Annotated in this window: 26 protein-coding genes; 21 read left to right on the forward strand and 5 right to left on the reverse strand. The window is 62.7% G+C overall.

Annotation, left to right across the window (positions count from 1 at the left end; all coding sequences use genetic code 11):
• Positions 1–455: 455 nt before the first annotated feature.
• Positions 456–1,208, forward strand: a complete 753-nt coding sequence (tpiA, locus tag KIP88_RS35600; protein ID WP_214492853.1) for a triose-phosphate isomerase — start codon at positions 456–458, stop codon at positions 1,206–1,208.
• Position 1,209: 1 nt separating this feature from the next.
• Here tpiA and KIP88_RS35605 read toward each other — a convergent pair whose 3' ends face one another.
• Both KIP88_RS35605 and KIP88_RS35610 read right to left on the reverse strand, forming a co-directional pair.
• The gene (locus tag KIP88_RS35605) at positions 1,210–1,743 is read right to left on the reverse strand and encodes an N-acetyltransferase (protein ID WP_214492884.1); all 534 of its coding nucleotides are present in this window, start codon (positions 1,741–1,743) and stop codon (positions 1,210–1,212) included.
• A 384-nt stretch (positions 1,744–2,127) separates the two neighbouring features.
• Positions 2,128–2,694: an XRE family transcriptional regulator gene (locus tag KIP88_RS35610; protein ID WP_214492854.1), complete on the reverse strand. Its 567-nt coding sequence runs from the start codon at positions 2,692–2,694 to the stop codon at positions 2,128–2,130.
• Positions 2,695–2,920: 226 nt separating this feature from the next.
• On the opposite strand from KIP88_RS35610, the gene secG reads away from it, so the two are divergent.
• The 9 genes from secG (at position 2,921) to KIP88_RS35655 (ending at position 10,745) form a co-directional block, all read left to right on the forward strand.
• A complete protein-coding gene (secG, locus tag KIP88_RS35615) occupies positions 2,921–3,298 on the forward strand; it encodes a preprotein translocase subunit SecG (protein WP_214492855.1) in 378 nt (125 codons plus the stop codon).
• Positions 3,299–3,464: 166 nt separating this feature from the next.
• Positions 3,465–5,096, forward strand: coding sequence for a CTP synthase (locus tag KIP88_RS35620; RefSeq protein WP_214492856.1), 1,632 nt, complete (start codon positions 3,465–3,467; stop codon positions 5,094–5,096).
• 185 nt (positions 5,097–5,281) lie between these two features.
• On the forward strand, positions 5,282–5,608 hold the full coding sequence (locus tag KIP88_RS35625) for an NIPSNAP family protein (protein ID WP_057834587.1): 327 nt from the start codon (positions 5,282–5,284) through the stop codon (positions 5,606–5,608).
• A gap of 94 nt (positions 5,609–5,702) precedes the next feature.
• Complete coding sequence (kdsA, locus tag KIP88_RS35630) at positions 5,703–6,551, forward strand: 3-deoxy-8-phosphooctulonate synthase (RefSeq protein WP_214492857.1); 849 nt, start codon at positions 5,703–5,705, stop codon at positions 6,549–6,551.
• 14 nt (positions 6,552–6,565) lie between these two features.
• Complete coding sequence (locus tag KIP88_RS35635; protein ID WP_214492885.1) at positions 6,566–7,741, forward strand: MFS transporter; 1,176 nt, start codon at positions 6,566–6,568, stop codon at positions 7,739–7,741.
• Between the two features lie 115 nt (positions 7,742–7,856).
• On the forward strand, positions 7,857–8,072 hold the full coding sequence (locus tag KIP88_RS35640) for a hypothetical protein (RefSeq protein ID WP_214492858.1): 216 nt from the start codon (positions 7,857–7,859) through the stop codon (positions 8,070–8,072).
• Positions 8,073–8,169: 97 nt separating this feature from the next.
• Positions 8,170–8,637, forward strand: a complete 468-nt coding sequence (locus KIP88_RS35645; protein ID WP_214492859.1) for a hypothetical protein — start codon at positions 8,170–8,172, stop codon at positions 8,635–8,637.
• Positions 8,630–9,862 (forward strand): HlyD family secretion protein, encoded by a 1,233-nt coding sequence (locus KIP88_RS35650; protein ID WP_214492860.1) that lies wholly within the window; start codon positions 8,630–8,632, stop codon positions 9,860–9,862. Before KIP88_RS35645 ends, KIP88_RS35650 begins: the two co-directional genes overlap by 8 nt.
• A gap of 205 nt (positions 9,863–10,067) precedes the next feature.
• Positions 10,068–10,745 carry an HAD-IA family hydrolase gene (locus tag KIP88_RS35655; RefSeq protein WP_249791266.1) on the forward strand — a complete coding sequence of 226 codons (678 nt, stop codon included), beginning with the start codon at positions 10,068–10,070 and terminating at the stop codon, positions 10,743–10,745.
• 56 nt (positions 10,746–10,801) lie between these two features.
• On the opposite strand, the gene queF is transcribed toward KIP88_RS35655, so the two are convergent.
• From queF to KIP88_RS35670, 3 genes are read right to left on the reverse strand one after another with little or no spacing between them, the layout of a single operon-like run.
• Positions 10,802–11,266 carry a preQ(1) synthase gene (gene queF, locus KIP88_RS35660; RefSeq protein WP_214492861.1) on the reverse strand — a complete coding sequence of 155 codons (465 nt, stop codon included), beginning with the start codon at positions 11,264–11,266 and terminating at the stop codon, positions 10,802–10,804.
• A gap of 56 nt (positions 11,267–11,322) precedes the next feature.
• Complete coding sequence (locus KIP88_RS35665) at positions 11,323–11,688, reverse strand: cytochrome c family protein (RefSeq protein WP_214492862.1); 366 nt, start codon at positions 11,686–11,688, stop codon at positions 11,323–11,325.
• A 5-nt stretch (positions 11,689–11,693) separates the two neighbouring features.
• Positions 11,694–12,686, reverse strand: coding sequence for a lyase (locus KIP88_RS35670; protein WP_214492863.1), 993 nt, complete (start codon positions 12,684–12,686; stop codon positions 11,694–11,696).
• Between the two features lie 176 nt (positions 12,687–12,862).
• Here KIP88_RS35670 and eno point away from each other — a divergent pair, with 176 nt between their 5' ends.
• The 11 genes from eno (at position 12,863) to KIP88_RS35725 (ending at position 24,910) form a co-directional block, all read left to right on the forward strand.
• The gene (gene eno, locus KIP88_RS35675; protein ID WP_214492864.1) at positions 12,863–14,146 is read left to right on the forward strand and encodes a phosphopyruvate hydratase; all 1,284 of its coding nucleotides are present in this window, start codon (positions 12,863–12,865) and stop codon (positions 14,144–14,146) included.
• 48 nt (positions 14,147–14,194) lie between these two features.
• Entirely contained in the window at positions 14,195–15,331 is a 1,137-nt protein-coding gene (locus KIP88_RS35680; protein WP_214492865.1) for a zinc-binding dehydrogenase, read from the forward strand.
• Between the two features lie 182 nt (positions 15,332–15,513).
• Positions 15,514–16,068: an NADPH-dependent FMN reductase gene (locus tag KIP88_RS35685; protein WP_214492866.1), complete on the forward strand. Its 555-nt coding sequence runs from the start codon at positions 15,514–15,516 to the stop codon at positions 16,066–16,068.
• 160 nt (positions 16,069–16,228) lie between these two features.
• Positions 16,229–16,546: a septum formation initiator family protein gene (locus tag KIP88_RS35690; RefSeq protein WP_108516042.1), complete on the forward strand. Its 318-nt coding sequence runs from the start codon at positions 16,229–16,231 to the stop codon at positions 16,544–16,546.
• Between the two features lie 200 nt (positions 16,547–16,746).
• On the forward strand, positions 16,747–17,772 hold the full coding sequence (gene pdhA, locus KIP88_RS35695; protein WP_214492867.1) for a pyruvate dehydrogenase (acetyl-transferring) E1 component subunit alpha: 1,026 nt from the start codon (positions 16,747–16,749) through the stop codon (positions 17,770–17,772).
• Positions 17,773–17,879: 107 nt separating this feature from the next.
• Positions 17,880–19,283: a pyruvate dehydrogenase complex E1 component subunit beta gene (locus KIP88_RS35700; protein WP_214492868.1), complete on the forward strand. Its 1,404-nt coding sequence runs from the start codon at positions 17,880–17,882 to the stop codon at positions 19,281–19,283.
• Positions 19,284–19,289: 6 nt separating this feature from the next.
• On the forward strand, positions 19,290–19,595 hold the full coding sequence (locus tag KIP88_RS35705; protein ID WP_214492869.1) for a DUF5076 domain-containing protein: 306 nt from the start codon (positions 19,290–19,292) through the stop codon (positions 19,593–19,595).
• Between the two features lie 2 nt (positions 19,596–19,597).
• Entirely contained in the window at positions 19,598–20,956 is a 1,359-nt protein-coding gene (locus KIP88_RS35710) for a pyruvate dehydrogenase complex dihydrolipoamide acetyltransferase (protein ID WP_214492870.1), read from the forward strand.
• 171 nt (positions 20,957–21,127) lie between these two features.
• Entirely contained in the window at positions 21,128–22,546 is a 1,419-nt protein-coding gene (gene lpdA, locus KIP88_RS35715; protein ID WP_214492871.1) for a dihydrolipoyl dehydrogenase, read from the forward strand.
• A 120-nt stretch (positions 22,547–22,666) separates the two neighbouring features.
• Positions 22,667–23,908 (forward strand): threonine synthase, encoded by a 1,242-nt coding sequence (locus KIP88_RS35720; protein ID WP_214492872.1) that lies wholly within the window; start codon positions 22,667–22,669, stop codon positions 23,906–23,908.
• A gap of 63 nt (positions 23,909–23,971) precedes the next feature.
• On the forward strand, positions 23,972–24,910 hold the full coding sequence (locus KIP88_RS35725) for a tripartite tricarboxylate transporter substrate binding protein BugD (RefSeq protein WP_374226548.1): 939 nt from the start codon (positions 23,972–23,974) through the stop codon (positions 24,908–24,910).
• Positions 24,911–24,962: the final 52 nt, after the last annotated feature.

Here is a 24,962-nt window from a genome sequence, read left to right on the forward strand (position 1 = left end):
GCTTCGTTCGGAAGGAAGGAGAAGATCCGGCGGCCATCGTCGATCTGTATTTCGCCGCGGCCTTACTCGCGCGATATGATCCAGCCTGCGTGCTCACACTGTTAGTTCGTCGGTGCGGGAAGCGCTCAAAATAACCGTTGCGCTTCAAAGGGCTGATTGTCCCGCACTTTCGACTTATGCCGTTGCGACCCTTACAATCGCTGACACTGGGTCCAACTTGTTTTTGCAGGAGAGGGAACCGGGTCGTGCCTAGGGAATTCGATCCGGGATCGAATCCGCAACAAGGCGTCACCGAGTTGAAAACGCATCATAAAGTGGCCGCGTCCCCTCGCAACCTCGCCCGTGTGGGCCATTTGAAGCGGCTAACGGCTGGGGGATCGCCTGACCGGTATCTGGAACTGGCGGCGTGGCTCTGCTAGCGCATCTATAACGCTGACATTTGCGGGATAATTGACATGACCGACGCCATCCGGCCGCTGATCGCCGGCAACTGGAAAATGAACGGCCTGAAGTCCGCTTTGGGTGAATTCGAGGCCATGATTGCGGGGGCGGGGGCGTTGGCCGGCAAGGCCGATCTGCTGGTCTGTCCACCGGCCACCCTGATCGCCGGTTTCGCCGACAAGGCGCTCGGTTCAAAACTCGCAGTGGGGGCTCAAGATTGCCACGCAAAGGCCTCGGGCGCCCATACTGGCGATCTCTCGGCGGAAATACTGGCGGATGCTGGCGCCAGCGCCATCATCGTCGGGCATTCGGAGCGGCGTGCCGACCATGGCGAGACCGACGCGCTGGTCCGCCAGAAGGCGGAAGCGGCCTGGCGGGCAGGGCTCGTGGCAATCGTGTGCATCGGTGAGACCCAGAAGCAGCGCGATGCCGGCCAGACGCTGGATATCTGCGGCGGGCAGCTCGCGGGTTCATTGCCGGACGGCACGACGGCGGCCAATCTGGTGGTGGCCTATGAGCCGGTCTGGGCGATCGGTACCGGGCTGACGCCGACGCCAAAGGATGTCGAGCAAGTTCATCGCTTTATCCGCGGTGTTCTCACCAGCCGATTCAAGGCTGAGGGTAGCAAGATCCGGATTCTCTACGGCGGCTCGGTCAAGCCCTCCAACGCGGCGGAATTGATGGCGGTCGCCGATGTCAACGGCGCGCTGGTCGGTGGCGCCAGCCTGAAAGCGGTCGATTTTCTGGCGATTGCGGAGGCGTGCTAGTTCAAGCGGGCGCGCGTTCCTGCAACCGCTTCCAGTAGATCAGCGTCCCTGTGAGCCCACCGTAAGGCTTGAAGGCGTAATCCGGGATCAGTCCGGCGAGCTTAAATCCCACCCGCTCGTAGAGTCCGGCTGCGCCCTCGTCTTCGGCGGTGTCGAGCACCAATAGCCAGCGCCCGTGCTCGATCGCCGTTCGTTCGGCTTCGCGTAACAGCGCCGTGGCCACGCCGCGGTGACGATGACTGACGCGTGTCAGCATTTTAGCGATCTCGGCGCGATGCGGTTGGTTCTGCGAGAGCTTGAGCAGGAGCGTTACGGTCCCGATCAGCTCTGCGCCATCAAATGCGCCCAGAACGATCCGCTCGCCGCGGTCGGCCGAGCCAAGCGAGTCGCGCCAAAATGCTTTGGCTTCCTGCAATGGAAGCGGGTGCATGAAGCTGACCGATCCGCCATTTGCGACGGCTTCGACCAACATTTCACTGAGCATTGCGCAGGTATCGGGCGAGGACTGCAATGCTCTGATCTGGATATCCGGCATGAATGATGGCTCCGGGCGAATGAAACGGCTTGCCGTGTTGTTCCGATCGGTGCCCGCACGGGCGGCGCGCCGCTGCTTGATCTCTGCTATCCGTTCGACATCCTCGATCTGCAGGTGACGGCCGCGTTCGAGAATTTCCAGCGTGTACTCTTCATAGGTAAGTCCCAGCCGTTCGGCTTTCCTGATGCGGAACGCGACGATGCCGGGCGAGGGGTTATGCCAGGCGGCGTGATGCGCCGCCTTCCAGTAAAAGTAATTTCCGATTCCTCCGTCGCCCCATTCGGGCCGGTGCTCGTCGAGCGGCGGACCGCCATTGTGGCCGGCGGGAGCGGAGCTTGTCGGCTCAGTCGGAGAACGCCTGATGTCGATCTCCGCCATCACCAGCTAGCTCCGGGCAAGGGCAACGACGTAGGTGCAGGGCGCGGCGCTCTCGTTGGCAAACGTCACTTCCGCCGGCGGACCGAATCCGAGGCAGTCGCCGGCCGCGAGTTCGTGGCGTTCGCCGCCATCGATGAGGACGAGCGCGCCCGACAACACCCAGAGGATCTGGCGGATGTGGGCGTAGGACGAAGCGGGCAGCGTCACGCGCTGCTTCGCCGGCATCTCGACCTTGATGATCTCGATGGGATGGTCGGGCCGGTTGAACACCTGGGTGCGCAGATAGCCGGTTTCGGGATCACGCCACACCGGCTGGTCGGCAGCTCGCGACAGACGCTCGCCCTGGCCTTCGGCGCGCAGCATCAGGCCGGCGAGGGTGAGGTCGAAGGCGCTGGCGAGCCGAACCAGCACCACCGCGGTCGGGCTGACCTCGGCGCGCTCGATCTTGCTGATGGTGGCCTTGGAAACCCCGGAACGTTCGGCGAGGTCAGCCAGCGACCAGCCACGGCTGTCGCGCTCGAGCCGCAGGCGATGGGCGAGCCGGGCGCTGTGATCGTCTACTATAGTATCCATTCGTCTACTATAAGAGAAATTGGTGCGACCTCAAGTCCGAATTCGAAAGTCGGCGAAAGCTGGGGACGGCCTTGCCGTGCCCCCTGCGGCAATTATCTCAACGGCGGCGGTTGGGGGTGACAATGCCCTGTCCGATCGTGTAACACCGCGCAACTTCAGGAAAACCCGCAAGCCCTTGGTGCAGCCGAAGCCCGGCGCTCTTGGCTTGTGACGGAAGGTTTTTAAGATGCAGACCGTCATTATCGTCGTTCACCTCATGATCGTCTCGGTGCTGATCGGCGCCGTGCTGCTGCAGAAATCCGAAGGCGGCGGCCTCGGCATGGGCGGCGGCGCCGGCTTCATGTCGAGCCGCGGCACCGCCAATCTGCTGACGCGGACGACGGCGATCCTCGCGGCATTTTTCTTCGTGACCAGCATGACGCTGGCCTGGATGGCAGGCGCCGACAAAAAGCCGGCCTCGATTCTCGGCACCCCGGCGACGCAATCGCAGCCCGGCGGCCCAACGCCGGTCGCCCCGCCGACCTCCGGCGGCGTGCTGGACACGCTGAAGAAGGTGGACGAACAGCAGCCGCCGTCCGGCCCGCAGGCCCCGCGTTCGCAATAAAGCAGGGTGGCTATGCAGGACGGCCTCTACCGTCCTGCATCAGAACTTCCCATCAATGCTCTGATATCGCTTTAAAATTCACGTCACCCACAGCCCGGCAGAATGTTCGCCCGTGCATGCGATTCGTTTTGGCGAATCGGGCCAGTGGCCTTAAAGGTTGAGTCCCATGGCGCGGTACATATTCATCACCGGCGGCGTGGTTTCTTCGCTCGGAAAGGGTCTGGCTTCGGCGGCACTCGGTGCCCTGCTGCAGGCTCGCGGGTACAAGGTCCGTCTCCGCAAACTCGACCCCTACCTCAACCTCGATCCCGGAACGATGTCGCCGTATCAGCACGGCGAAGTGTTCGTGACCGACGACGGCGCCGAGACCGATCTCGATCTCGGCCATTATGAGCGCTTCACCGGGCGGCCGGCCAGCAAGGCTGACAACATCACCACCGGGCGCATCTATCAGGACATCATCACCAAGGAACGCCGCGGCGATTATCTCGGCGCGACCATCCAGGTCGTTCCGCACGTCACCAACGCGATCAAGGAATTCGTCCTCTCCGGCAATGACGAATATGATTTCGTGCTGGTCGAGATCGGCGGGACCGTCGGCGACATCGAAGGCCTGCCGTTCTTCGAGGCGATTCGTCAGCTCAAGAACGAGTTGCCGCGCGATCATGCGGTCTACATTCATTTGACGCTGCTGCCGTTCATTCCGAGCGCGGGCGAACTCAAGACCAAGCCGACCCAGCATTCGGTGAAGGAACTGCGTTCGATCGGCATCCAGCCGGATATCCTGCTGTGCCGTACCGACCGCGAAATCCCCAAGGAAGAGCGGCGCAAGCTCGGCCTGTTCTGCAACGTACGCGAAAGCGCCGTGATCGAGGCGAGGGACGTCGATAACATCTACGCGGTCCCGGAGGCCTATCACGCCGCCGGCCTCGACGACGAGGTGCTGGCCGCCTTCGGCATCGCGCCAAAGATTCCGCCGGCGCTGCAGAGCTGGAACGTCATCAACGAGCGTGTGCGCAACCCCGAAGGCGCGGTGACCATTGCCATCGTCGGCAAATACACCGGCATGAAGGACGCCTATAAATCGCTGATCGAGGCGCTGTCGCATGGCGGCATCGCCAACAAGGTGAAGGTCAATCTCGACTGGATCGAGAGCGAGGTGTTCGAGAACGAGGACCCGGCACCGTTCCTCGAACACGTCAACGGCATTCTGGTGCCCGGCGGTTTCGGCCAGCGTGGCGCGGAAGGCAAGATCCGCGCGGCGCAGTTCGCGCGCGTCCGCGACGTGCCGTATTTCGGCATCTGTTTCGGCATGCAGATGGCGGTGATCGAGGCCGCGCGCAATCTCGTCGGCATCGAGGAAGCGAACTCCACCGAGTTCGGCCCGACCAAGGAGCCGCTGGTCGGCCTGATGACGGAATGGCTGCGCGGCAATGAGCTGGAGAAGCGGTCGAAGTCCGGCGACCTCGGCGGCACCATGCGGCTCGGCGCCTATCCCGCGACGCTGAAGCGCGGCAGCCGGGTGTCGGCAGTCTATGGCGGCGCGACCGAGATTTCCGAGCGCCACCGCCATCGCTACGAGGTCAATACGGCCTACAAGGACCGGCTCGAACAGCACGGTCTGCGCTTCTCGGGCCTGTCGCCCGACGGCGTGCTGCCGGAGATCGTCGAATACGAGGACCATCCCTGGTTCATCGGCGTGCAGTTCCACCCCGAGCTGAAGTCACGGCCGTTCGAACCGCATCCGTTGTTTGCGTCGTTCATACAGGCGGCAGTGGTGCAGAGTCGGCTGGTGTAGACCTGCTACGGAATCGTAGGGGTGGGCAAAGCGAAGCGTGCCCACATTCGCGCAACAACTCTGAGGGAGATGGTGGGCACGCTGCGCTTTGCCCACCCTACGCAGATGCCTTTGACGAACGCGTCAATTGTTGCGACAAACTCCTCCCGCGAACCGCAAGAACAATAATTGAAGGAGTGAAGCCAATGATCATGGAAATGCGCGTTTATCGCTGTCTGCCGGGCCGCCTGCCGGCGCTGATGAAGCGGTTCGATACGCTGACGCTGAAACTGTGGGACAAGCACGGCATCAAGCAGGCCGGCTTCTACACCACGCTGATCGGCACCTCCAATCAGGAGCTGACCTATTTCGTCGCCTGGGACTCGCTCGCCGATCGCGAGAAGAAATGGACCGCATTCCAGTCCGATCCCGATTGGATCGCCGGCCGCGCCAAGAGCGAGGAGGATGGCCAGATCATCGACAACATCGTCAGCCAGTTGCTGGTGCCGACGGCCTTCTCCGCGGTAAAATAACCGCCGGCGCAACCCTGATATTTTAGGGGTTAAACGGGGTTGATCCTGACTTCGCGGACCGGCATGGTCCGCGGCAGATACGAAGGAAAATCCCTTGAACGCGAAACTCGACGCAGCTCCGGTTGTCACCGTTGGATCGGTCAAATTCGGCAACGACCTGCCGATTTCGATCATTGCCGGACCATGTCAGCTCGAGAGCCGCGCGCACGCGCTCGAGGTGGCGAGCGCGCTGAAGGAGATCGCCGGTCGGCTCAAGATCGGCCTCGTCTACAAGACCTCGTTCGACAAAGCTAACCGCAGCAGCGGATCGACTCCGCGCGGCATTGGCCTGGCGCAGGCGCTACCGATTTTTGCAGAGATTCGCTCGTCGCTGGGATTATCTGTCCTCACTGACGTGCATGAACCTCCGCAATGCGCCGAAGTTGCGCAAGCGGTCGACGTGCTGCAGATCCCGGCATATCTGTGCCGGCAAACCGATCTCCTGCTGGCGGCCGCCGCGACCGGCAAAGCCGTCAACGTCAAGAAGGGCCAGTTCCTCGCGCCGTGGGACATGGCCAATGTCGTCGCCAAGATCACCAGCGGCGGTAATCCGAATGTGCTGGTCACCGAGCGCGGAGCGTCGTTCGGCTACAACACGCTGGTCTCGGACATGCGCGCGCTGCCGATCATGGCACGCACAGGCGCGCCCGTCATTTTCGACGCCACCCATTCGGTGCAGCAGCCGGGCGGGAAGGGGACGTCGTCGGGTGGCGAGCGCGAATTCGTGCCCGTGCTGGCGCGCGCGGCGGTGGCCGTCGGCGTCGCCGGTGTGTTCATCGAGACCCATCCCGATCCCGATCGCGCGCCGTCGGACGGGCCCAACATGGTGCCGCTGCGCGAATTCGAAGCGTTGCTGAAGAGGCTGATGGACTTCGACGCGCTGGCCAAGAACGCTTCGCTGTGACCGCGACCAGCGGCATGCCGCCGGCGCTCAATATCATTGCGCTTGCGACCTTTTCGGCAGCCCTGTCCGCCCGCGCGCTCGATCCGGTGTTGCCGCATGTGGCCGAGGATTTTTCGGTCAGCATCGCGACCGCCGCGAGTTTTGCCGCCGCCTTCGCCTTCACCTTTGCCATCATCCAGCCGGTGCTGGGCGCCATGGCCGACATGTTCGGCAAGGCGCGGCTGATGATCGTTTGCCTGGTGCTGCTCGGGCTCGCCAACATTCTCGGCGCGATGGCGACTTCGTTCCCGCTACTGTTCGCAAGCCGCATTCTCGCCGGCATCGGCTCCGGCGGCGTATTCCCGGTCTCGCTCAGCCTGACCAGCGATCTCGTCGGCCCGGAAAAACGCCAGGTCGCGATCGGACGCACGCTGGCGGGTGCGATGACCGGCAATCTGCTGGGGGCCTCCGCGTCCGGCCTGATTGGAGACTATCTCGGCTGGCGCGGCGTGCTCGCCGTGCTCGGTGTTCTCGTCGTGTTGGCTTCGATCGCGGTGGCGGCCGGTTTTCGTGGCGCCGCGTTGACGCGTCCACCGCGAACGAGCCTGTCGGTGCTCAAGCAAGGCTATCGCACGATTTTCACCAATCCGAATGCGCGCATCTGCTACGGAGCCGTGTTCATCGAAGGCTGCTGCGTGCTCGGACTGTTTCCGTTCATCGCCGCCTTCCTGTTCGAACTCGGCGAAACCTCGTTGTCGATCGCCGGCATTGTCATCGCGGGCTTCGCGGTCGGCGGACTGTTCTACACCATGACGGTGTCGCGGTTTCTGCCGAGGATCGGCGTCAATGGGATGATGATCGGCGGCGCGGCGCTGGTCGGCGTGCAGCTCATCGCGGTGGCGATGGGGCCGGAATGGAGGCTGCAAACGCTCAGCCTGATCTTCATGGGCTGGGGGTTCTACATGATCCACGGCAGCCTGCAGGTATTCGCCAGCGAATTGTCGGCGGAAGCGCGCGCGACCGCGCTGTCGCTGCACGCGTTCTTTTTCTTCATGGGCCAGACCATCGGCCCGATCGCCTACGGTTTCGGCATCCAGCATGCCGGCAAGGTTCCGACCTTGCTCACGGCGGCGGCCATCATGATCGCGCTCGGCTTTGTCTGCGCGCGGCTCTTGCGACAGACGCGCCCGGCGGATGCGGTGGCGACGTAAGTCCGCACCGTAAGAAGCATCGCAGCGCCGACGTCTGGCGGACGCGCCGGCGACGTGCGTCGAACTGCCGCTGGACGGCTTTGCCGATCATCGCCGGCCGCACCCGCAGATATCCATGAAGATCGCGCGGAATCTTTCCGCGCTGCTGGCGCGGCGCCTGATCCTCGCCGACGCCAAGGTCGACCTGCTCACGCGTGCCGGAAATGCGCGCTTTCGCAACGCCGTTTGCGTTAATCCGAGCAACTTCGGCTTAGCGCTTGCCAAGTTCCAGTATTGTGCAAGGATGAGCCGCTTCGACTATTGGCGCTGCTGGATAATAGGTTTGATCTAAATCAACCGTTCGCCCCTGTGACGGGGGTCAAGTTCATTTTGTCTAGTGATGTAAGCGGTCTGTGCAATACGCGCGGGCATTCGAATGGAGAAGCTTTTTGAGCGATTCGCTTCACCCCGCCGCACCGCATCATTTGCCGGCCTTCATCACAGCGCCAGGCGACACCGACGTTCTGATGGTCGTCGTCGGCATTTTCCTGCTCGTCGCCGTTCTCGCGGTCGGTAATTTCTATCTGCACCTGCACTCGCTGCCGGAGCGGATGGCCCACAAGTCGCAGAAGTTCCAGTTTGAAATCGTGGCCATGCTGGGCCTGCTGTCGCTGTTCACGCACAACCACCTGTTCTGGGTGATCGGCCTGTTCCTCGCCATGATCGACCTGCCGGACTTCAGCACGCCGCTGCGCAGGATTGCCGGATCGGTCGAGAAGATGGCTGGTGTTCCACCTGAACCGGACCCAACCGAGGCACCAGCTGGAGACGCTGTGCACGCTGCCGCAACCGCCGAGGCCAAGGCCCGCATCGAGAAGGCCGGTGGCGCCAAGAGCGAGGTGCACAGCCATGCTTGAGCTGCTCCTCTGCTCGCTGCTGACGATCTTGCCGGATTATCTCTATCGCCGTTATCGGCAGGGCAAGCGCATCGGCCACGAAATCACGCTCTATTCGGTGTGGTTCGAACTGCGATATGGCATCATCACCTGCCTGATGCTCACAGTCTCGCTGATCACGATGATCTTCTACTTTCATCCGTCGACCACGTCAGCGACGTTGTACTATCGTACCGTGCCGATCATCCCCGAGATCGTCGGCCGGGTTGCGGAAGTTCATGTCGATTACAGTGCGCCGGTGAAAAAGGGCGACGTGATCTTCAGGCTGGACAATTCCAAGCAGCAGGCGTCGCTAGAGACGGCCAAACGCAAGATTGCCGAAGTCGATGCATCAATGCTGGCGGCGCAGGCCGACATCCTGAAGGCGGAAGGCCAGCTCCAGGAAGCCAAGAGCTCGCTGCAGCAGGCTAACGACGAACTCGACGTCAAGCGCGAACTGCAGAAGCGCAATCCAGGTATCGTGCCGCAGCGAGATATCGAAAAGCTTGAAGTGGCCGTCGCAGGTCGCCAAGGCACCCTCGACGCTGCGACCGCATCCAAACAATCCGCGACGACGCGCGTCAGCGCGCTTCTCCCGGCAGAGAAGGCAAGTGCGGAAGCCGCGCTCGCCGAAGCGCAGGTCGATCTCGACAAGACCTTCATTCGCGCCGGCGTGAATGGCCGTGTCGAGCAATTCCTTCTGCGGCCGGGTGACGTCGTCAATCCCATGATACGGTCCGCGGGCGTCCTGATCCCCGAAGGCGCCGGGCGACGCGCACTTTCGGCGGGATTCGGCCAGATCGAAGCACAGGTCATGAAAGTCGGAATGGTGGCTGAGGCTACCTGCATTTCCAAGCCGTGGACAATCATTCCGATGGTGGTCACCGACGTGCAGGATTACATCGCGGCGGGTCAGTTCAGGGGCGGCGAGCAACTGCTCGAGGTACAAAATACCATTCGACCCGGCTCTATCCTCGTTTTCATGGAGCCGATGTTCAAGGGTGGCCTCGAGGGTGTGACGCCCGGCAGCAGTTGTATCGCCAACGCCTACACCAGCAATCACGAACTGATCTCGTCAGGCAAACTCAGTTCGTTCAAGAGCTTTGCGTTGCATGTCGTCGATGCGACCGGACTTGTGCACGCGATGCTGTTGCGGATTCAGGCGCTGCTGCTGCCGATCAAGACGCTGGTGCTGAGCGGGCATTGAGACGTCCGCCGCGAGCTGTCGAAAGCGTGCCAACCTCGCGCGTTCCGGCATCGGGCTCTGAACAACCATAAGCAAAAATTTTGCTGCCCATCAGAATTTCAAAGTCGCAATTCCAGGCCGCGTGGGTCACTTTCGCTTCGTGATCTTCGAACGGGGATCGGCACAGCATGGGATCGAGGCCAATTTGAATCGGTTCAGGGCAATCATGTTCGACGTCGACGGAACCATGGCGGAGACCGAGGAATTTCATCGACGCGCATTCAATGAAGCTTTCAGCTATTTCGATCTGCCGTGGAATTGGGATGTCGCAACTTACGGCAGGCTACTGCGGATCGCAGGTGGAAGAGAGCGGATTCGGCACTTTTGGGAGTCGCTGCCCGAGGATCGCTTCGATCTGTCAGATAGCCACATCAACGAGCTGCACCGCTTCAAGACGCGCAGATATGCGGAACTGGTTGATAGCGGCGCCTGCGTACTGCGACCGGGAGTAGCCGACCTGATCCATCGAGCCCGCGACGGGCGATTGCGGCTGGCGATCGTTACGACCACGTCGCGGGACAATATTGGCGCATTATTGAGCCGAAATCTGGGACCAGATTGGAATCGGAATTTCGACGTGATCGTTTCCGGGGACGACGTGCCTAACAAAAAGCCGGAACCGGACGCCTATCACGCGGCTCTTGACGCCGTCGCTCTGCCTGCCGCGTCTTGCCTGGCCATCGAGGACTCTCGCAACGGTCTGGTTGCAGCGACCTCCGCCGGTGCTCCTGTCCTGATTACCCGCAGCCTCTACTTTCGAGACGAGGATTTCACGGGCGCAGCCAGCGTCACTGATGATCTAACGGATTTGCCTGATGACTTCTGGTTCGATCCTGACCTCTGATCTGCTGGTGGCACTTTTGCGAAGTACTGCCGGGCAGGGCCGGGACATTCGATGGTTCACCCCCGTCCGCGATAGGGCGCCACGCCCTGATCGGGCACCCACATGTCCTTGGGCAGTTTGCCGGTCTGCCAGAACACGTCGATCGGAATGCCGCCGCGCGGATACCAGTAGCCGCCGATGCGAAGCCATTTTGGCTTGATCTCGGCTGTGATCCGCTTGCCGATCATGACCGTGCAATCCTCGTGAAAGGCCCCGTGATTGCGGAAGCTTGCGACATAGAGTTTCAGCGATTTGGATTCCAGGAGCCACTGGCCCGGCACATAGTCGATCATCAGATGCGCGAAGTCCGGCTGGCCGGTGACGGGGCAAATGGAAGTGAATTCCGGCGCGGTGAAACGCACCAGATAATTGGTATCCGCCTGCGGATTGGGGACGCGGTCGAGCTGCGCCTTTTCCGGGCTGTCCGGCCATTCCACGGCGCGGCCGAGCTGCAATGCTTTCTGCAATGATTTCTTGGCCATCATGATCGTCCTGTTGCGAGGGCTGACATGGACGCAACAGGCGTGGCCGTCAACTGTTAGCGGGCTGAGGGGTCCGCGAGATACCGCACCAGCGCCTGCCGTTCGGCGGCGTCCTCGATCCCGCGCATCGACATCCACAACCCCGGAAACATGCCGGCGGGATCGGCGAGGAAGGTTTCGAGGCGTTTTGCGTCCCAGCGCAAGCCTTCGTCGCGCGCCTTGCGCAGCACCGGCGAATAATCGAATTCGGTGGCGCCGGCCACGGTGCGGCCGATAAGCCCGGAAAGGTTGGGGCCGGGCAGGCCGCGCTCGGAGGAATCAAGGCTGTGGCAGGCGCGGCAGGGCGTAAACGCCCGCGCGCCGTTTTCCTCCGCATTGGCGGAAAGGGGCAGGAGAATCGGCAACAGCAGCAGGACCGCCAACGATCTCACGCAGGTGCGACCGTCTGTATCACGACCAGGCGATCATTGCCGGATTCGCCGCCCCAGGCTTCGCCGGGCCGGCCGTCGAGCTGGCGCACATTCGCGCCTGCTTTGTCACTCGGGAACGCGTTGAACTTTTCGGTCACGGGATCGAAGCGCACAATCGCGTTGGCGCCGAAATCGGTGACCCAGACCTTGTCCTTGTCGTCGACATAGACGGCATAGGTGCGCGGATTGCTGCCGGGCAGCTTCCAGGCTTTCCAGGAGCCGTCGGCGGGATCGTGAACCGACACGTTGCCGCTGTTCCATTCGCTGACCCAGATCCGGCCCTTCGAATCCGACCACACCCGGCGCGCGCCTTGATTGGGCGTCGGAGGCTCGACCACGGTCGCATTGCCGGTCGCCGGATCGATCTTGGCGATGTGGTTTCCGGCGAGCGAGGCGTACCAGATATCGCCCTTCGGCGTGACCGTCATGCCGTAGGTGCCGCGGCCGCGCGGCGACTTGAATACGGTCATGTCGCCCGATTTCGGGTCGAGCCGGCCATAGATGCCGGATTGTCCGGTGAACCAGTAGATGCCGCCTCTGTCGAACACCGCGGTGTTGAGGTTGGCGTAGGCTTCCTTTTCGGGCAGGCGGAACAGCGTCACCTTGTGATCACCGGGATCGACGCGCGCAATCGCGTTCTGTCCGCCCTCGGTCACCCAGGGCGCGCCATCAGGGCCGATGATGACGCCATGGGGCGCGGCGCCCTTGCCGAGATCGACCAGCTTGTAGGAGCCGTCGCGGGGATCGAGACGCCCCAGCGTGCCGTTGCGCTGGCCGCAGAACCAGATCGTGCCATCGGGAGCGGGGGTGGTGTCGCGCGAGCCCATGCCCGGGGTGACCGGATAATATTTGATGCGGAACGGGCCTTCCTGGGCGTCGGCGTGGCGAAGGAGGGCGGGCGCGGCGAGGATCCCGGCGGCGGCGGTTCCAAGAAACTGGCGGCGATTCATTGCGTTACCCCGTCTTATCAATGTGAAGGTTTGGACGCTGACATCGACCTTGAAGCAATCTAGCCTGACCCAGTCCTACCGTCCGGAAAAGGCCGCCCCTCAAGCGTTCACATTTGCTTGCGCGCCGTGTAAGACGCCCCCGAAACCTGACCCACCATTCCCAGGAAAGTGCAGACATGACCGCCATCGTCGACATCATTGGCCGTGAAATTCTCGATAGCCGTGGCAATCCCACCGTTGAAGTCGATGTGGTGCTGGAAGACGGCTCGATCGGCCGCGCGGCGGTGCCATCGGGCGCCTCCACTGGCGCGCATGAGGCGGTCGAATTGCGGGACGGCGACAAGAAGCGCTATCTCGGCAAGGGCGTGCAGAAGGCGGTCGAGGCGGTCAACGGCGAAATCTTCGAGGCACTGAGCGATCAGGCCGTCGAGGAGCAGGTCCAGATCGACCAGATCATGATCGATCTCGATGGCACGCCGAACAAGAGCCGGCTCGGCGCCAACGCCATCCTCGGCGTCTCGCTCGCCTGCGCCAAGGCGGCGGCCGAATCCTTCGACATGCCGCTTTATCGCTATGTCGGCGGCACCTCGGGGCGGACGCTGCCGGTGCCGATGATGAACATCATCAATGGCGGCGCGCATGCCGACAACCCGATCGACTTCCAGGAATTCATGATCCTGCCGGTGGGTGCTGCGAGCTTCGCCGAAGCGCTGCGCTGCGGCTCGGAAATCTTCCACACGCTGAGGGGCGAGCTGAAGAAGGCCGGCCACAACACCAATGTCGGCGACGAGGGCGGCTTTGCGCCGAACCTGCCGTCGGCGGATGCTGCGCTCGATTTCGTGGTGAGCGCGATCGGCAAGGCCGGCTACAAGGCAGGCAGTGATGTGATGCTCGGCCTCGATTGCGCGGCGACCGAGTTCTTCAAGGACGGCGCTTACGTCTATGGCGGCGAGAACAAGACCCGCTCGCGCTCCGAGCAGGCGAAGTATCTCGCTGATCTCGTTTCGCGCTATCCGATCGTCTCGATCGAGGACGGCATGTCCGAGGACGACATGGACGGCTGGAAGGAGTTGACGGATTTGATCGGCAAGAAGTGCCAGCTGGTCGGCGACGATCTGTTCGTCACCAACGTCACCCGCCTTGCCGACGGCATCAAGAACGGCCGCGCCAACTCGATCCTGATCAAGGTCAACCAGATCGGCACGCTGACCGAGACGCTTGCTTCGGTGGAGATGGCCCACAAGGCCGGCTACACCTCTGTGATGTCGCATCGTTCGGGTGAGACCGAAGACTCCACCATCGCCGATTTGGCGGTCGCCACCAATTGCGGCCAGATCAAAACCGGCTCCTTGGCGCGCTCCGACCGCACCGCCAAGTACAACCAGCTCCTGCGCATCGAGCAGCAGCTCGGCGCGCAGGCGAAATATGCGGGCAAAGGCGTGTTCAAGGCACTGGCGTGACGCCCCAGCGCATCCAGATACAACAGACACAAAAAGGGGAGGATTGCGATGAGTGACGGCAGAAGCGGGCTGCAACTGCGTTCGCTGCTCAAGAAGAGCGGCGAACTCGAACTGTCGCTGGTGGATGTCCCGACGCCTGAACCGGCCGACGACGAAGTCGTGGTTCGGGTCGAGGCGACGCCGATCAACCCATCCGATCTCGGGCTCCTGATCGGCCCGGCCGACATGTCGACCGCCAAGGTTTCCGGCAGCCAGGACACTCCGGTGGTCACGGCGAAGATGCCGGAAGCAGCCCTGCGGATGATGGCGGCGCGGCTCGACCAGTCGCTCCCGGTGGGCAATGAAGGGGCGGGCGTCGTGATCAGGACCGGATCCTCGGATGCCGCCAAGGCGCTGATGGGCAAGAACGTCTCGATGATCGGCGGCGCGATGTACACGCAGTACCGCACCATGAAGGTGAGGGACGTGATGGAGCTTCCCGCCGGCACCACGCCTGCCGACGGCGCGTCGTGGTTCGTCAACCCGCTGACCGCGCTCGGCATGACCGAGACCATGCGGCGCGAAAATCACAAGGCGCTGGTGCACACCGCAGCCGCCTCCAACCTCGGCCAGATGCTCAACAAGATCTGCATCAAGGACGGCATCGGCCTCGTCAACATCGTGCGCAGCAAGGAGCAGGCGGATATCCTGCACAACATCGGCGCCAAATATGTCGTCGATTCCACCGCAGATACTTTTATGGACGATCTCACCAACGCGCTGGTGGAAACCGGCGCCACGATCGCGTTCGACGCCATCGGCGGTGGCAAGCTCGCGGGACAAATCCTCACTTGCATGGAGATCGCCGCCAACAAGACCGCCAAGGAATACAGCCGCTACGGCTCCAACGTGTACAAGCAGGTCTATATCTACGGCAGCCTCGACAACCGTCCGACCGAACTGAGCCGGGCGTTCGGCCTGACCTGGGGGGTCGGCGGCTGGCTGCTGACGCCGTTCCTGCAGAAGATCGGTCCCGCCGAGATCGGCCGGCTGCGCCAGCGCGTGGCGTCCGAGCTCAAGACCACCTTTGCGAGCCACTACACGCAGGTGGTGTCGCTGCAGGAAACGCTGCAGCTGTCGAACATTGCGATCTACAACAAGCGCTCCACCGGTGAGAAATTCCTGATCAATCCGAACAAGGGCTGATGAGCCCGTGTTTTTCTGCGTGAACAGGCCGCCCTTCAGGCGGCCTGTTTTTTGGAAGGCGTGCAAACCGGGAGCAAGGAATTCTCCCGAGCCAGTCATAAAGATAAGTTGATGCACTTGCATCTTTTCGCCGATCTGGCGTAAGGGAGAGGCAGGCGCTTTTGCTTCACAAGGGACATCCAATGGCCACCCACACCATCGTCACGATCGTAGGCTCGCTTCGCAAAGAGAGCTTTTCGCTCAAGATCGCCAATGCGCTCGCAAAACTGGCGCCGGCGTCGCTGAAGCTCGACGTGACGACGCTCGAAAGCATTTCCTTCTTCAACCAGGATCTGGAAGCCGCGCCCCCGGCCGACTGGCTGGCGTTCCGCGAAAAGCTGCAGAAGTCGAACGGCGTGCTGTTCGTGACGCCGGAATACAACCGCTCGATCCCCGGCGTATTGAAGAACGCCATCGACGTCGGCTCGCGCCCCTATGGCAAGAGCTCGTTCCTCGGCAAGCCGGTCGGAATCGTCAGCAATTCCCCGGGCGCACTCGGCGGCGTCAGCGCGGCCAAGCATCTGCAGAACATCCTGCCCGGCATCGCCGGCCCGATCCTCGGCCAGCCCGAAATCTACCTCAACGGCGTCGGCGACGCTTTCGACGACAAGGGCCAGCTCACCAAGGAAGCGGTGCAAAAGGTGCTGCAGCAGTATATCGACGCCTTTGCCGCGTTCATCGAGAAGCAGAACAAGTAACCGCGCGCTCTCACCGTCATTGCGAGCGAAGCGAAGCAATCCATCTCTCCGTTATGCTGTGCTATGGATTGCTTCGCTGCGCTCGCAATGACGGGGCGGCATTCGTGCCCACACTCGCCGTCTTTAGGATTCCATTAACCCGGCCGTCGCATCTTGGGCCATGGTCTCCCGCACCCGCCTAAAATCTATCCTGACAGGCCTCGCCCTCTACACGATGGCGGCGCTGATGGTCGGCTATTTCGGCGTCAACGCCTATACCGGCAAATACGGGCTGAATGCGCGCCAGGAACTCGATCAGGAGATCATCGCGCTCACCTCGGAACTGGCGCGGCTGAAGCGCGAGCGGGCGCAAGGCGAGCAGCGGGTTTCGCTGTTGCGGTCCGACCGGGTCGATCCTGATATGCTGGACGAGCGCGCGCGCTTCCAGCTCGACTACGCCAATCCGCGCGATCTGGTCCGGACTATCAAGCCGAATTGATTTCAAACCGGTGTCACGAACATCGGCACGATCCCCGTACGTCGGTCCGCATATTTCAAAAAATCGCGAAATCGATTTCGAATATGTCTCGCTGCGCTGCACTGCGGCATAGCAATATTTTCGCCAGCGCACGCAATCCTTTCACGCCGGTTTGAGTTGGGTTAGAGAGGGTTTATCGGTCTCTCTCACCCGGAATTGCCATGGCTGCACCCAAGAAAAGCGTCGTCGCGAAGGAAACAGGGCAGGAGAAGGCAAACGGGTCCCCACCGGAATTCACCAAGGCGCAGGAGCTGGCCGCGCTCCGCGACATGCTGCTGATCCGGCGCTTCGAGGAAAAGGCCGGCCAGCTCTACGGCATGGGTGCGATCGGCGGTTTCTGCCATCTCTATATCGGCCAGGAAGCTGTCGTGGTCGGCATGCAGATGGCCCTGAAGCAGGGCGATCAGGTCATAACCGGATACCGCGACCACGGCCATATGCTGGCCTGCGGGATGGAAGCCAACGGCGTTATGGCCGAACTCACCGGACGCCGGGGCGGCTATTCCAAGGGCAAGGGCGGCTCCATGCACATGTTCAGCATGGAAAAGAATTTCTACGGCGGCCACGGCATCGTCGGCGCCCAGGTTTCGCTTGGGACGGGTCTGGCCTTTGCCAACCGCTACCGCGGCAATGATTTCGTCAGCGTTGCCTATTTCGGCGACGGCGCATCCAACCAGGGCCAGGTCTACGAGAGCTTCAACATGGCGGAGCTGTGGAAGCTCCCGGTGATCTATGTGATCGAGAACAACCGCTACGCCATGGGCACCTCGGTGACGCGCTCCTCGGCCCTGACCGATTTTTCCAAGCGCGGCGCCTCCTTCAACATTCCGGGCCAGCAGATCGACGGCATGGATGTCCGCGCCGTCAAGGCGGCTGGCGACGAGGCGGTCGCCTGGTGCCGCGCGGGCAAGGGCCCGTTCATCCTGGAAATGCAGACCTACCGCTACCGCGGCCACTCGATGTCGGACCCGGCGAAGTACCGGACCCGCGAAGAGGTCGAGAAGATCCGCACTGATCAGGATCCGATCGAGCAGGTGCGCAATCGCCTCTTGGCCGCCAAGGTCACCGAGCAGGAATTGAAGGCTATCGACGCCGAGGTGCGCGAGATCGTCAACGCGTCGGCGGATTTCGCCCAGCGCGATCCCGAGCCCGATCCGTCGGAGCTTTGGACCGACATCTACCGCTAAATTTCAAGACACGCGCAGAACAAAACTAGAGCATGATCCGGAGTGGAAACCGGTTTTCCGAAAAGATCATGCTCAAACGATCTAAAGAGTGACTCCCGGGAGCCGATATGCCCATTCAAGTGCTGATGCCTGCGCTTTCGCCCACGATGGAGAAGGGCAACCTTGCCAAGTGGTTGAAGAAGGAAGGCGAGACGATCAAGTCGGGCGACGTCATCGCCGAGATCGAAACCGACAAGGCGACGATGGAAGTGGAGGCGACTGACGAGGGCACGCTCGGCAAGATCTTGATCCCCGAAGGCACCGCCGACGTCGCGGTCAACACGCCGATCGCGACCATTCTGGCCGACGGCGAGAGCGCCGCCGATCTGGGCAAGGTGGCTGCAGCGCTGGCGCCAGCACCCAATGTTCAAAAAGAAGTCGAAGAATCGCGCTCGCCGGTCGGCGAGGGCAAGCCGATGATCTCGGCCCCACCGTCTGCACCGGCCACAGCCGTCGCCGAGCCCGATCCGGAAGTCCCAGCCGGCACCGAGATGATCACTCAGACCATCCGCGAAGCGCTGCGCGACGCGATGGCCGAGGAGATGCGGCGCGACGGCGACGTCTTCGTCATGGGTGAAGAGGTTGCGGAGTATCAGGGCGCCTACAAGGTCACGCAGGGCCTGCTGCAGGAGTTCGGCGCACGGCGCGTGATCGATACCCCGATCACCGAGCACGGCTTTGCCGGCGTCGGCGTTGGTGCGGCGATGTCGGGACTGAAGCCGATCGTCGAATTCATGACGTTCAACTTCGCCATGCAGGCGATCGACCAGATCATCAACTCGGCGGCCAAGACGCTGTACATGTCGGGTGGCCAGATGGGCTGCTCGATCGTATTCCGCGGCCCAAACGGCGCTGCCGCCCGTGTCGCCGCGCAGCACAGCCAGGATTATTCGGCCTGGTACTCGCAGATTCCCGGCCTCAAGGTGATCGCGCCGTTCTCGGCCGCCGATTACAAGGGACTGTTGAAGGCCGCGATCCGCGATCCCAACCCGGTCATCTTCCTCGAAAACGAGGTTTTGTACGGCCACACCGGCGAGGTGCCGAAGCTCGACGATTACGTGATCCCGATCGGCAAGGCGCGGATCGTGCGGTCAGGCAAGGACGTGACGCTGATCTCGTGGTCGAACGGCATGACCTACGCGCTGAAGGCCGCCGACGAACTCGCCAAGGAAGGCATCGAGGCCGAGGTGATCGATCTGCGCACGCTGCGCCCGATGGATACCGAGACCATCATTGCTTCCGTGAAGAAGACCGGCCGCGCGGTGACGGTGGAGGAAGGGTGGCAGCAGAGCGGCGTCGGCGCCGAGATCGCCGCCCGCATCATGGAGCACGCCTTCGACTATCTCGACGCGCCGGTGGCGCGGGTGTCCGGCAAGGACGTGCCGATGCCCTATGCCGCCAATCTCGAAAAGCTCGCATTGCCCAACGTGGCCGAGGTGGTCGCGGCCGCCAAGGCCGTTGCCTATCGGTAGGTCGATATGGCCGGTCCCAACGAACAGCCATTGCCGCCCGACGTGATCGGCCGCGAGGATGCGACCGAAGTCTTGCGCGCCTTCGTGGTTGACGGCGGGCTCTCGATCGCGTTCCAGCGCGCGTTCGAGGAGCCGGACATGTGGGGCCTGCTGCTGGTCGACATCGCGCGCCACGCCGCCCGCGCCTATGCGCGCGAGGCCGAATACACCGAGGACGAGGCGCTCGCGCGCATCGTCGAGATGTTCGAAGCCGAGATCAACCGGCCGACCGACATGGGCTCCACCACGCCCCGGTCGCAACAGGGTCACTGACAATGCCGATCAACATTTTGATGCCCGCGCTGTCGCCCACGATGGAAAAGGGCAACCTTGCCAAGTGGCTCAAGAAGGAGGGCGACAAGGTCAAGTCCGGCGACGTGATCGCCGAGATCGAGACCGACAAGGCGACCATGGAAGTCGAGGCGGTCGACGAGGGCACGATCGCGAAGATTCTGGTGCCTGAAGGTACGCAGGACGTGCCGGTCAACGATGTCATCGCGGTCATGGCCGGCGACGGCGAGGACGTGAAGGCGGCTGGAGCAGGCGCGGGGGCTTCGCCAGCACCAAAGGCCGCCGAAGCGCCCGCCGCAAAACCGTCACCGGCGCCGGCAACTGACGCCGCGCCCGCCCCAAAACCCGCAGCAACCGGGCCGACGCAGGCTGCTGCGCCGCAGGCGGCGGCTTCCGCTTCGCAGGGCAACGGTCACGCCCGCATCTTCTCGTCGCCGCTCGCCCGCCGTCTCGCCAAGGATGCCGGCATTGACCTGTCGCGCATCAACGGCTCCGGCCCGCACGGCCGCGTCGTTGCGCGCGACGTCGAGGGCGCGAAATCCGGCAAGGGCCTGAAGGCGCCGGCTGCCGCGCCTGCGGCGGGTCCGAGCCTCGCGCCCGGGATGTCCGACAAGCAGATCCTCGCTTTGTTCGAGGAGGGCTCCTACGAAGTCGTGCCGCATGACGGCATGCGCCGCACCATTGCGCAAAGGCTCACCGCATCGGTGCAGACCGTGCCGGTTTTCTATCTGACGATGGACTGCGACATCGGCAAGCTTCTGGTCGCCCGCGAGGAGATCAACGCCGCCGCACCCAAGGACAAGGAAAAGAAGCCGCTCTACAAGCTTTCGGTGAACGACTTCGTCATCAAGGCGATGGCGGTCGCACTGCAGAAGATTCCGAATTGCAACGTGAGCTGGACCGAAGGCGGCATGCTCAAGCACAAGCATTCCGACATCGGCGTGGCCGTCGCGATGCCTGGCGGCCTGATCACGCCGATCATCCGCAAGGCGGAAACCAAGACGCTCTCGACCATCTCGTCCGAGATGAAGGACTACGCGGCGCGCGCGCGGGCGCGCAAGCTGAAGCCGGAAGAGTATCAGGGCGGCACCACCGCGGTGTCCAACCTCGGCATGTACGGCATCAATCATTTCACCGCCGTGATCAATCCGCCGCAAGCCACGATCCTTGCCGTCGGCAGCAGCGAGGAGCGCCCCGTGGTACGCGGCGGCAAGATCGAGATCGCGCAGATGATGAGCGTGACGCTGTCCTGCGATCACCGCGCCATCGACGGCGCGCTCGGCGCCGAGCTGATCGGCGCGTTCAAGCAACTGATCGAAAACCCCGTGATGATGATGGTGTGAGGTGGGGTAACGCGGCCGTCATTGCGAGCGCAGCGAAGCAATCCATCTCACCGGCGACAAGGTGGATTGCTTCGTCGCATCAGCGCAAAATTGCTTTTGCAATTTTGTCGCGAGCTCCTCGCAATGACGAAAGAACCGTGATGGTCGCACGATGAAAGCGAGCGAGTAGCAATGGCCGACACATCCTTCGACGTCATCATCATCGGCTCCGGCCCCGGCGGTTACGTCACCGCGATCCGCGCCGCCCAGCTCGGTTTCAAGACTGCCATCGTCGAAAAATCCTATCTCGGCGGCATCTGCCTGAACTGGGGCTGCATCCCGACCAAGGCGCTGCTGCGCTCGGCGGAAATCTATCACTGCATGCAACACGCCAAGGATTACGGACTCTCCGCCGAAAAAGTCTCGTTCGATCCGAAGGCCGTCGTGGCGCGCTCGCGCGGCGTCTCGAAGCGGCTCAATGACGGCGTCGGCTTCCTGATGAAGAAGAACAAGGTCACGGTGATCTGGGGCGACGCCTCGATCGACGCGCCCGGCAAGGTCACCGTGAAGAAGTCCGCCGTCGAGGCGCCGAAGGGCGCGCTGGGCGAGGGCGCCTATCAGGCCAAGCACATCATCATCGCGACCGGCGCCCGGCCGCGCGTGCTGCCGGGGCTCGAGCCCGACAAGAAGCTGGTCTGGACCTATTTCGAGGCGATGGTGCCGGAGCGGATGCCGAAGTCGCTTCTGGTGGTGGGTTCCGGCGCAATCGGCATCGAGTTCGCTTCGTTCTTCCACACCATGGGCGCCGACGTCACCGTGGTCGAGGTGCTGCCGCAGATCCTCCCGGTCGAGGACGCCGAAATCGCCGGTCTCGCCCGCAAGCAGTTCGAAAAACAAGGCATCAAGATCCTCAGCAACACCAAGGTGACGAAGCTGGAGAAGAAGGCCGACAGCGTCGTCGCCACCATCGACGACGGCAAGAAGCCGCAAACGGTCGAGTTCGAGCGGGTGATCTCGGCGGTCGGCGTGGTCGGCAACATCGAAGGCCTTGGGCTGGAGAAACTCGGCGTCAAGACCGACCGCGGTGTCGTTGTCATTGACGGTTACGGCAAGACCAACGTTCCCGGCATCTACGCCATCGGCGACGTCGCAGGTCCCCCGATGCTGGCGCACAAAGCCGAGCATGAGGGCGTGGTCTGCATCGAGGCGATCAAGGGCCTGCACCCGCATGCCATGGACAAGAACCTCATTCCCGGCTGCACCTATTGCCATCCGCAGGTTGCTTCCGTCGGTCTGACGGAGGCCAGAGCGAAAGAGGGCGGACGCGAGATCCGCGTCGGGCGTTTCCCGTTCGTCGGCAACGGCAAGGCAATCGCGCTCGGCGAGGACCAGGGCCTGATCAAGGTGATCTTCGACAAGAAGACCGGGCAACTGCTCGGCGCGCACATGATCGGCGCCGAAGTCACCGAGCTAATCCAGGGCTACGTGGTCGCGATGAACCTGGAGACCACGGAAGAAGAGCTGATGCACACGATATTCCCGCATCCGACCCTGTCGGAGATGATGAAGGAAGCGGTGCTGGATGCCTATGGACGCGTGCTGAATATGTGACGCTGGCGTCATTGCGAGCGAAGCGAAGCAATCCAGCTATCCGCTTGCGGCGCTATGGATTGCTTCGCTTCGCTCGCAATGACGCGGATAGAGATCGCCCAACTAAGAAAGAAACGACGCGTGAAAGACAACGACAATCTGACCATCGAACGTCCGACGTTCGTGACCCATCTCGAATGCGCGATGGAAGGCGATCACTACCCTGCCGATCAGATCCACAACCTCTCCAAGGCCGGTAAACCGCTGCTGGTGCGCTACGACCTGGCCGGCGTGAAGAAGGCGCTGACCAAGGACGCGCTCAGCGAACGTCCCGCCGACATGTGGCGCTACCGCGAGCTGCTACCGGTCCGAAAAGTCTCCGACATCGTCAGCCTCGGCGAAGTCACGACGCCGCTGATCCGGCTGCCGAAGCTTGGAAAGAAGCTCGGCGGGGCTGAGATCATCGTGAAGGACGAGGGCCGGCTGCCGACCGGCTCGTTCAAGGCCCGCGGTCTGGTGATGGCGGTGTCGATGGGCAAGGCGCTCGGCATCAGGCATATGGCGATGCCGACCAACGGCAATGCGGGCGCGGCGCTGGCCGCCTACGCCACCTCCTGCGGCATCAGGACCACGATCTTCTGCCCCGCCGATACGCCAGAGGTGAACGTCAGCGAGATCGAGCTGCAGGGCGCGACCGTCTATCGCGTCAACGGCCTGATCGACGATTGCGGCAAGATCGTCGGCGAGGGCAAGGCCAAGGCCGGCTGGTTCGATACCTCGACGCTGAAGGAGCCGTACCGGATCGAAGGCAAGAAGACGATGGGGCTGGAGCTCGCCGAACAACTCGGCTGGGAGGTGCCCGACGTGATCTTCTATCCGACCGGCGGCGGCACCGGCCTGATCGGCATGTGGAAGGCGTTCGCCGAACTGGAGGCGATCGGCTTCATCGGCTCGAAGCGGCCGCGGATGGTCGCGGTGCAGGCGTCCGGCTGCGCGCCGATGGTGCGTGCTTTTGAAGCAGGTACCGAGCACGCGCCGCGCTGGGAAGACGCCCACACCATCGCGTCCGGCATCCGCGTGCCGCAGGCGGTCGGAGATTTTTTGATCCTGCGCGCGGTCCGTGAGAGCAAGGGATTTGCGATTGCGGTGCCGGATGAGAAGATTTCTGCTGCGCTCAACGAAGTGGCGCGCGAGGAGGGGCTGTTGCTGTGCCCCGAGGGGGCTGCGACCTACGCCGCCTACCAGCAAAGCCTTGCCGACGGCCGCGTGACGAAAAACGATCGCGTCATGCTGTTCAATTGCGCGACAGGGCTTAAATATCCGCTGCCGCCGGTCACGCGAACGCTCGATCGACATCAGCCGATCGATTACGCAAAACTCTGACGGTCACGCAGCGGAATGTGATGGGAGCTTGAAATGCGAAAGATAGTTCTGTCGATCCTCGCGATGTTCGTCTTCGGCAACACAGCGATCGCCCAGAACTTCCCCACGCGCCCCATCACCATCATTGTCCCGTTCTCCGCCGGCGGTCCGTCGGATGCGATGACGCGGATCCTCGCCGAGCGCATGAAGGTCACGCTCGGCGAAACGGTGCTGGTCGAGAACGTCACGGGGGCGGGCGGTTCGGTCGGCGTCAGCCGCGCGGTGCGTTCACCGCCTGACGGCTACACCATCAGCTTCGGCCATCTCGGTACCCACGTCGCCAATGGCGCGATCTACAAGCTCGGCTACGACCTCGTCACCGATCTCGAACCGGTCGCACTGCTGCCGAGCAACCCGATGATCATTGTCAGCAAGAACGCGGTCCCGGCAAAATCGCTGAAGGAATTCCTGGCATGGCTGAAGGCGCAGCCGTCGCCGCCGACGGCTGGCACCGCGGGCGCGGGCTCCGGAAGCCACATCGCCGGGCTCTATTTCGAGAACGTCGCCGGCATCAAGCTGCAATACGTGCCGTATCGCGGCACGGGACCTGCGATGAACGATCTCGTCGCCGGCCAGATCGATCTGATCGTCGACCAGACCTCGAACTCGATCGGGCAGGTGCGCGCCGGCAACATCCGCGCCTATGCCATCACCGATTCCAAGCGCGTGGAATCAGCTTCGGACATTCCGACCGTCGACGAGGCGGGGTTGCCTGGATTCCACATGACGCTGTGGTCCGGCCTCTGGGTGCCGAAGGACACGCCAAAGGACGTCGTCGCAAAGCTGAATGCCGCGGCGGTTGACGCCTTGAACGATCCGGCCGTGCGCAAGCAGCTCGAAAATCTCGGCCTGCAGATGCCACCAAAGGACAAGCTCGCGCCCGAAGCGCTCGGCGCCTGGCAGAAGGCCGAAATTGCAAAATGGTGGCCGATGATCAAGGCCGCCAACGTCAAGGTGGATTGATATCACCCCCGTAAACCGGCGCTTCTGGTCGGCGGACGTGGCGCGACCCGAA

The sequence above is a fragment of the Bradyrhizobium sp. SRL28 genome, from assembly GCF_018596315.1.
Lineage (GTDB): Bacteria > Pseudomonadota > Alphaproteobacteria > Rhizobiales > Xanthobacteraceae > Bradyrhizobium.

Bases quoted from the DNA above. Each gene is read 5' to 3' on its own strand.
- KIP88_RS35700 (WP_214492868.1), top strand. From the start codon at position 17,880: ATGCCCATTCAAGTGCTGATGCCTGCGCTTTCGCCCACGATGGAGAAG.
- KIP88_RS35680 (WP_214492865.1), top strand. From the start codon at position 14,195: ATGAGTGACGGCAGAAGCGGGCTGCAACTGCGTTCGCTGCTCAAGAAG.
- KIP88_RS35635 (WP_214492885.1), top strand. From the start codon at position 6,566: ATGCCGCCGGCGCTCAATATCATTGCGCTTGCGACCTTTTCGGCAGCC.
- KIP88_RS35655 (WP_249791266.1), top strand. From the start codon at position 10,068: ATGTTCGACGTCGACGGAACCATGGCGGAGACCGAGGAATTTCATCGA.
- pdhA (WP_214492867.1), top strand. From the start codon at position 16,747: ATGGCTGCACCCAAGAAAAGCGTCGTCGCGAAGGAAACAGGGCAGGAG.
- eno (WP_214492864.1), top strand. From the start codon at position 12,863: ATGACCGCCATCGTCGACATCATTGGCCGTGAAATTCTCGATAGCCGT.
- KIP88_RS35610 (WP_214492854.1), bottom strand. From the start codon at position 2,694: ATGGATACTATAGTAGACGATCACAGCGCCCGGCTCGCCCATCGCCTG.
- KIP88_RS35625 (WP_057834587.1), top strand. From the start codon at position 5,282: ATGATCATGGAAATGCGCGTTTATCGCTGTCTGCCGGGCCGCCTGCCG.
- KIP88_RS35725 (WP_374226548.1), top strand. From the start codon at position 23,972: ATGTTCGTCTTCGGCAACACAGCGATCGCCCAGAACTTCCCCACGCGC.
- secG (WP_214492855.1), top strand. From the start codon at position 2,921: ATGCAGACCGTCATTATCGTCGTTCACCTCATGATCGTCTCGGTGCTG.
- KIP88_RS35620 (WP_214492856.1), top strand. From the start codon at position 3,465: ATGGCGCGGTACATATTCATCACCGGCGGCGTGGTTTCTTCGCTCGGA.
- KIP88_RS35650 (WP_214492860.1), top strand. From the start codon at position 8,630: ATGCTTGAGCTGCTCCTCTGCTCGCTGCTGACGATCTTGCCGGATTAT.
- tpiA (WP_214492853.1), top strand. From the start codon at position 456: ATGACCGACGCCATCCGGCCGCTGATCGCCGGCAACTGGAAAATGAAC.
- KIP88_RS35640 (WP_214492858.1), top strand. From the start codon at position 7,857: ATGAAGATCGCGCGGAATCTTTCCGCGCTGCTGGCGCGGCGCCTGATC.
- KIP88_RS35670 (WP_214492863.1), bottom strand. From the start codon at position 12,686: ATGAATCGCCGCCAGTTTCTTGGAACCGCCGCCGCCGGGATCCTCGCC.
- KIP88_RS35605 (WP_214492884.1), bottom strand. From the start codon at position 1,743: ATGCCGGATATCCAGATCAGAGCATTGCAGTCCTCGCCCGATACCTGC.
- KIP88_RS35685 (WP_214492866.1), top strand. From the start codon at position 15,514: ATGGCCACCCACACCATCGTCACGATCGTAGGCTCGCTTCGCAAAGAG.
- lpdA (WP_214492871.1), top strand. From the start codon at position 21,128: ATGGCCGACACATCCTTCGACGTCATCATCATCGGCTCCGGCCCCGGC.
- KIP88_RS35705 (WP_214492869.1), top strand. From the start codon at position 19,290: ATGGCCGGTCCCAACGAACAGCCATTGCCGCCCGACGTGATCGGCCGC.
- KIP88_RS35710 (WP_214492870.1), top strand. From the start codon at position 19,598: ATGCCGATCAACATTTTGATGCCCGCGCTGTCGCCCACGATGGAAAAG.
- queF (WP_214492861.1), bottom strand. From the start codon at position 11,266: ATGGCCAAGAAATCATTGCAGAAAGCATTGCAGCTCGGCCGCGCCGTG.
- KIP88_RS35690 (WP_108516042.1), top strand. From the start codon at position 16,229: ATGGTCTCCCGCACCCGCCTAAAATCTATCCTGACAGGCCTCGCCCTC.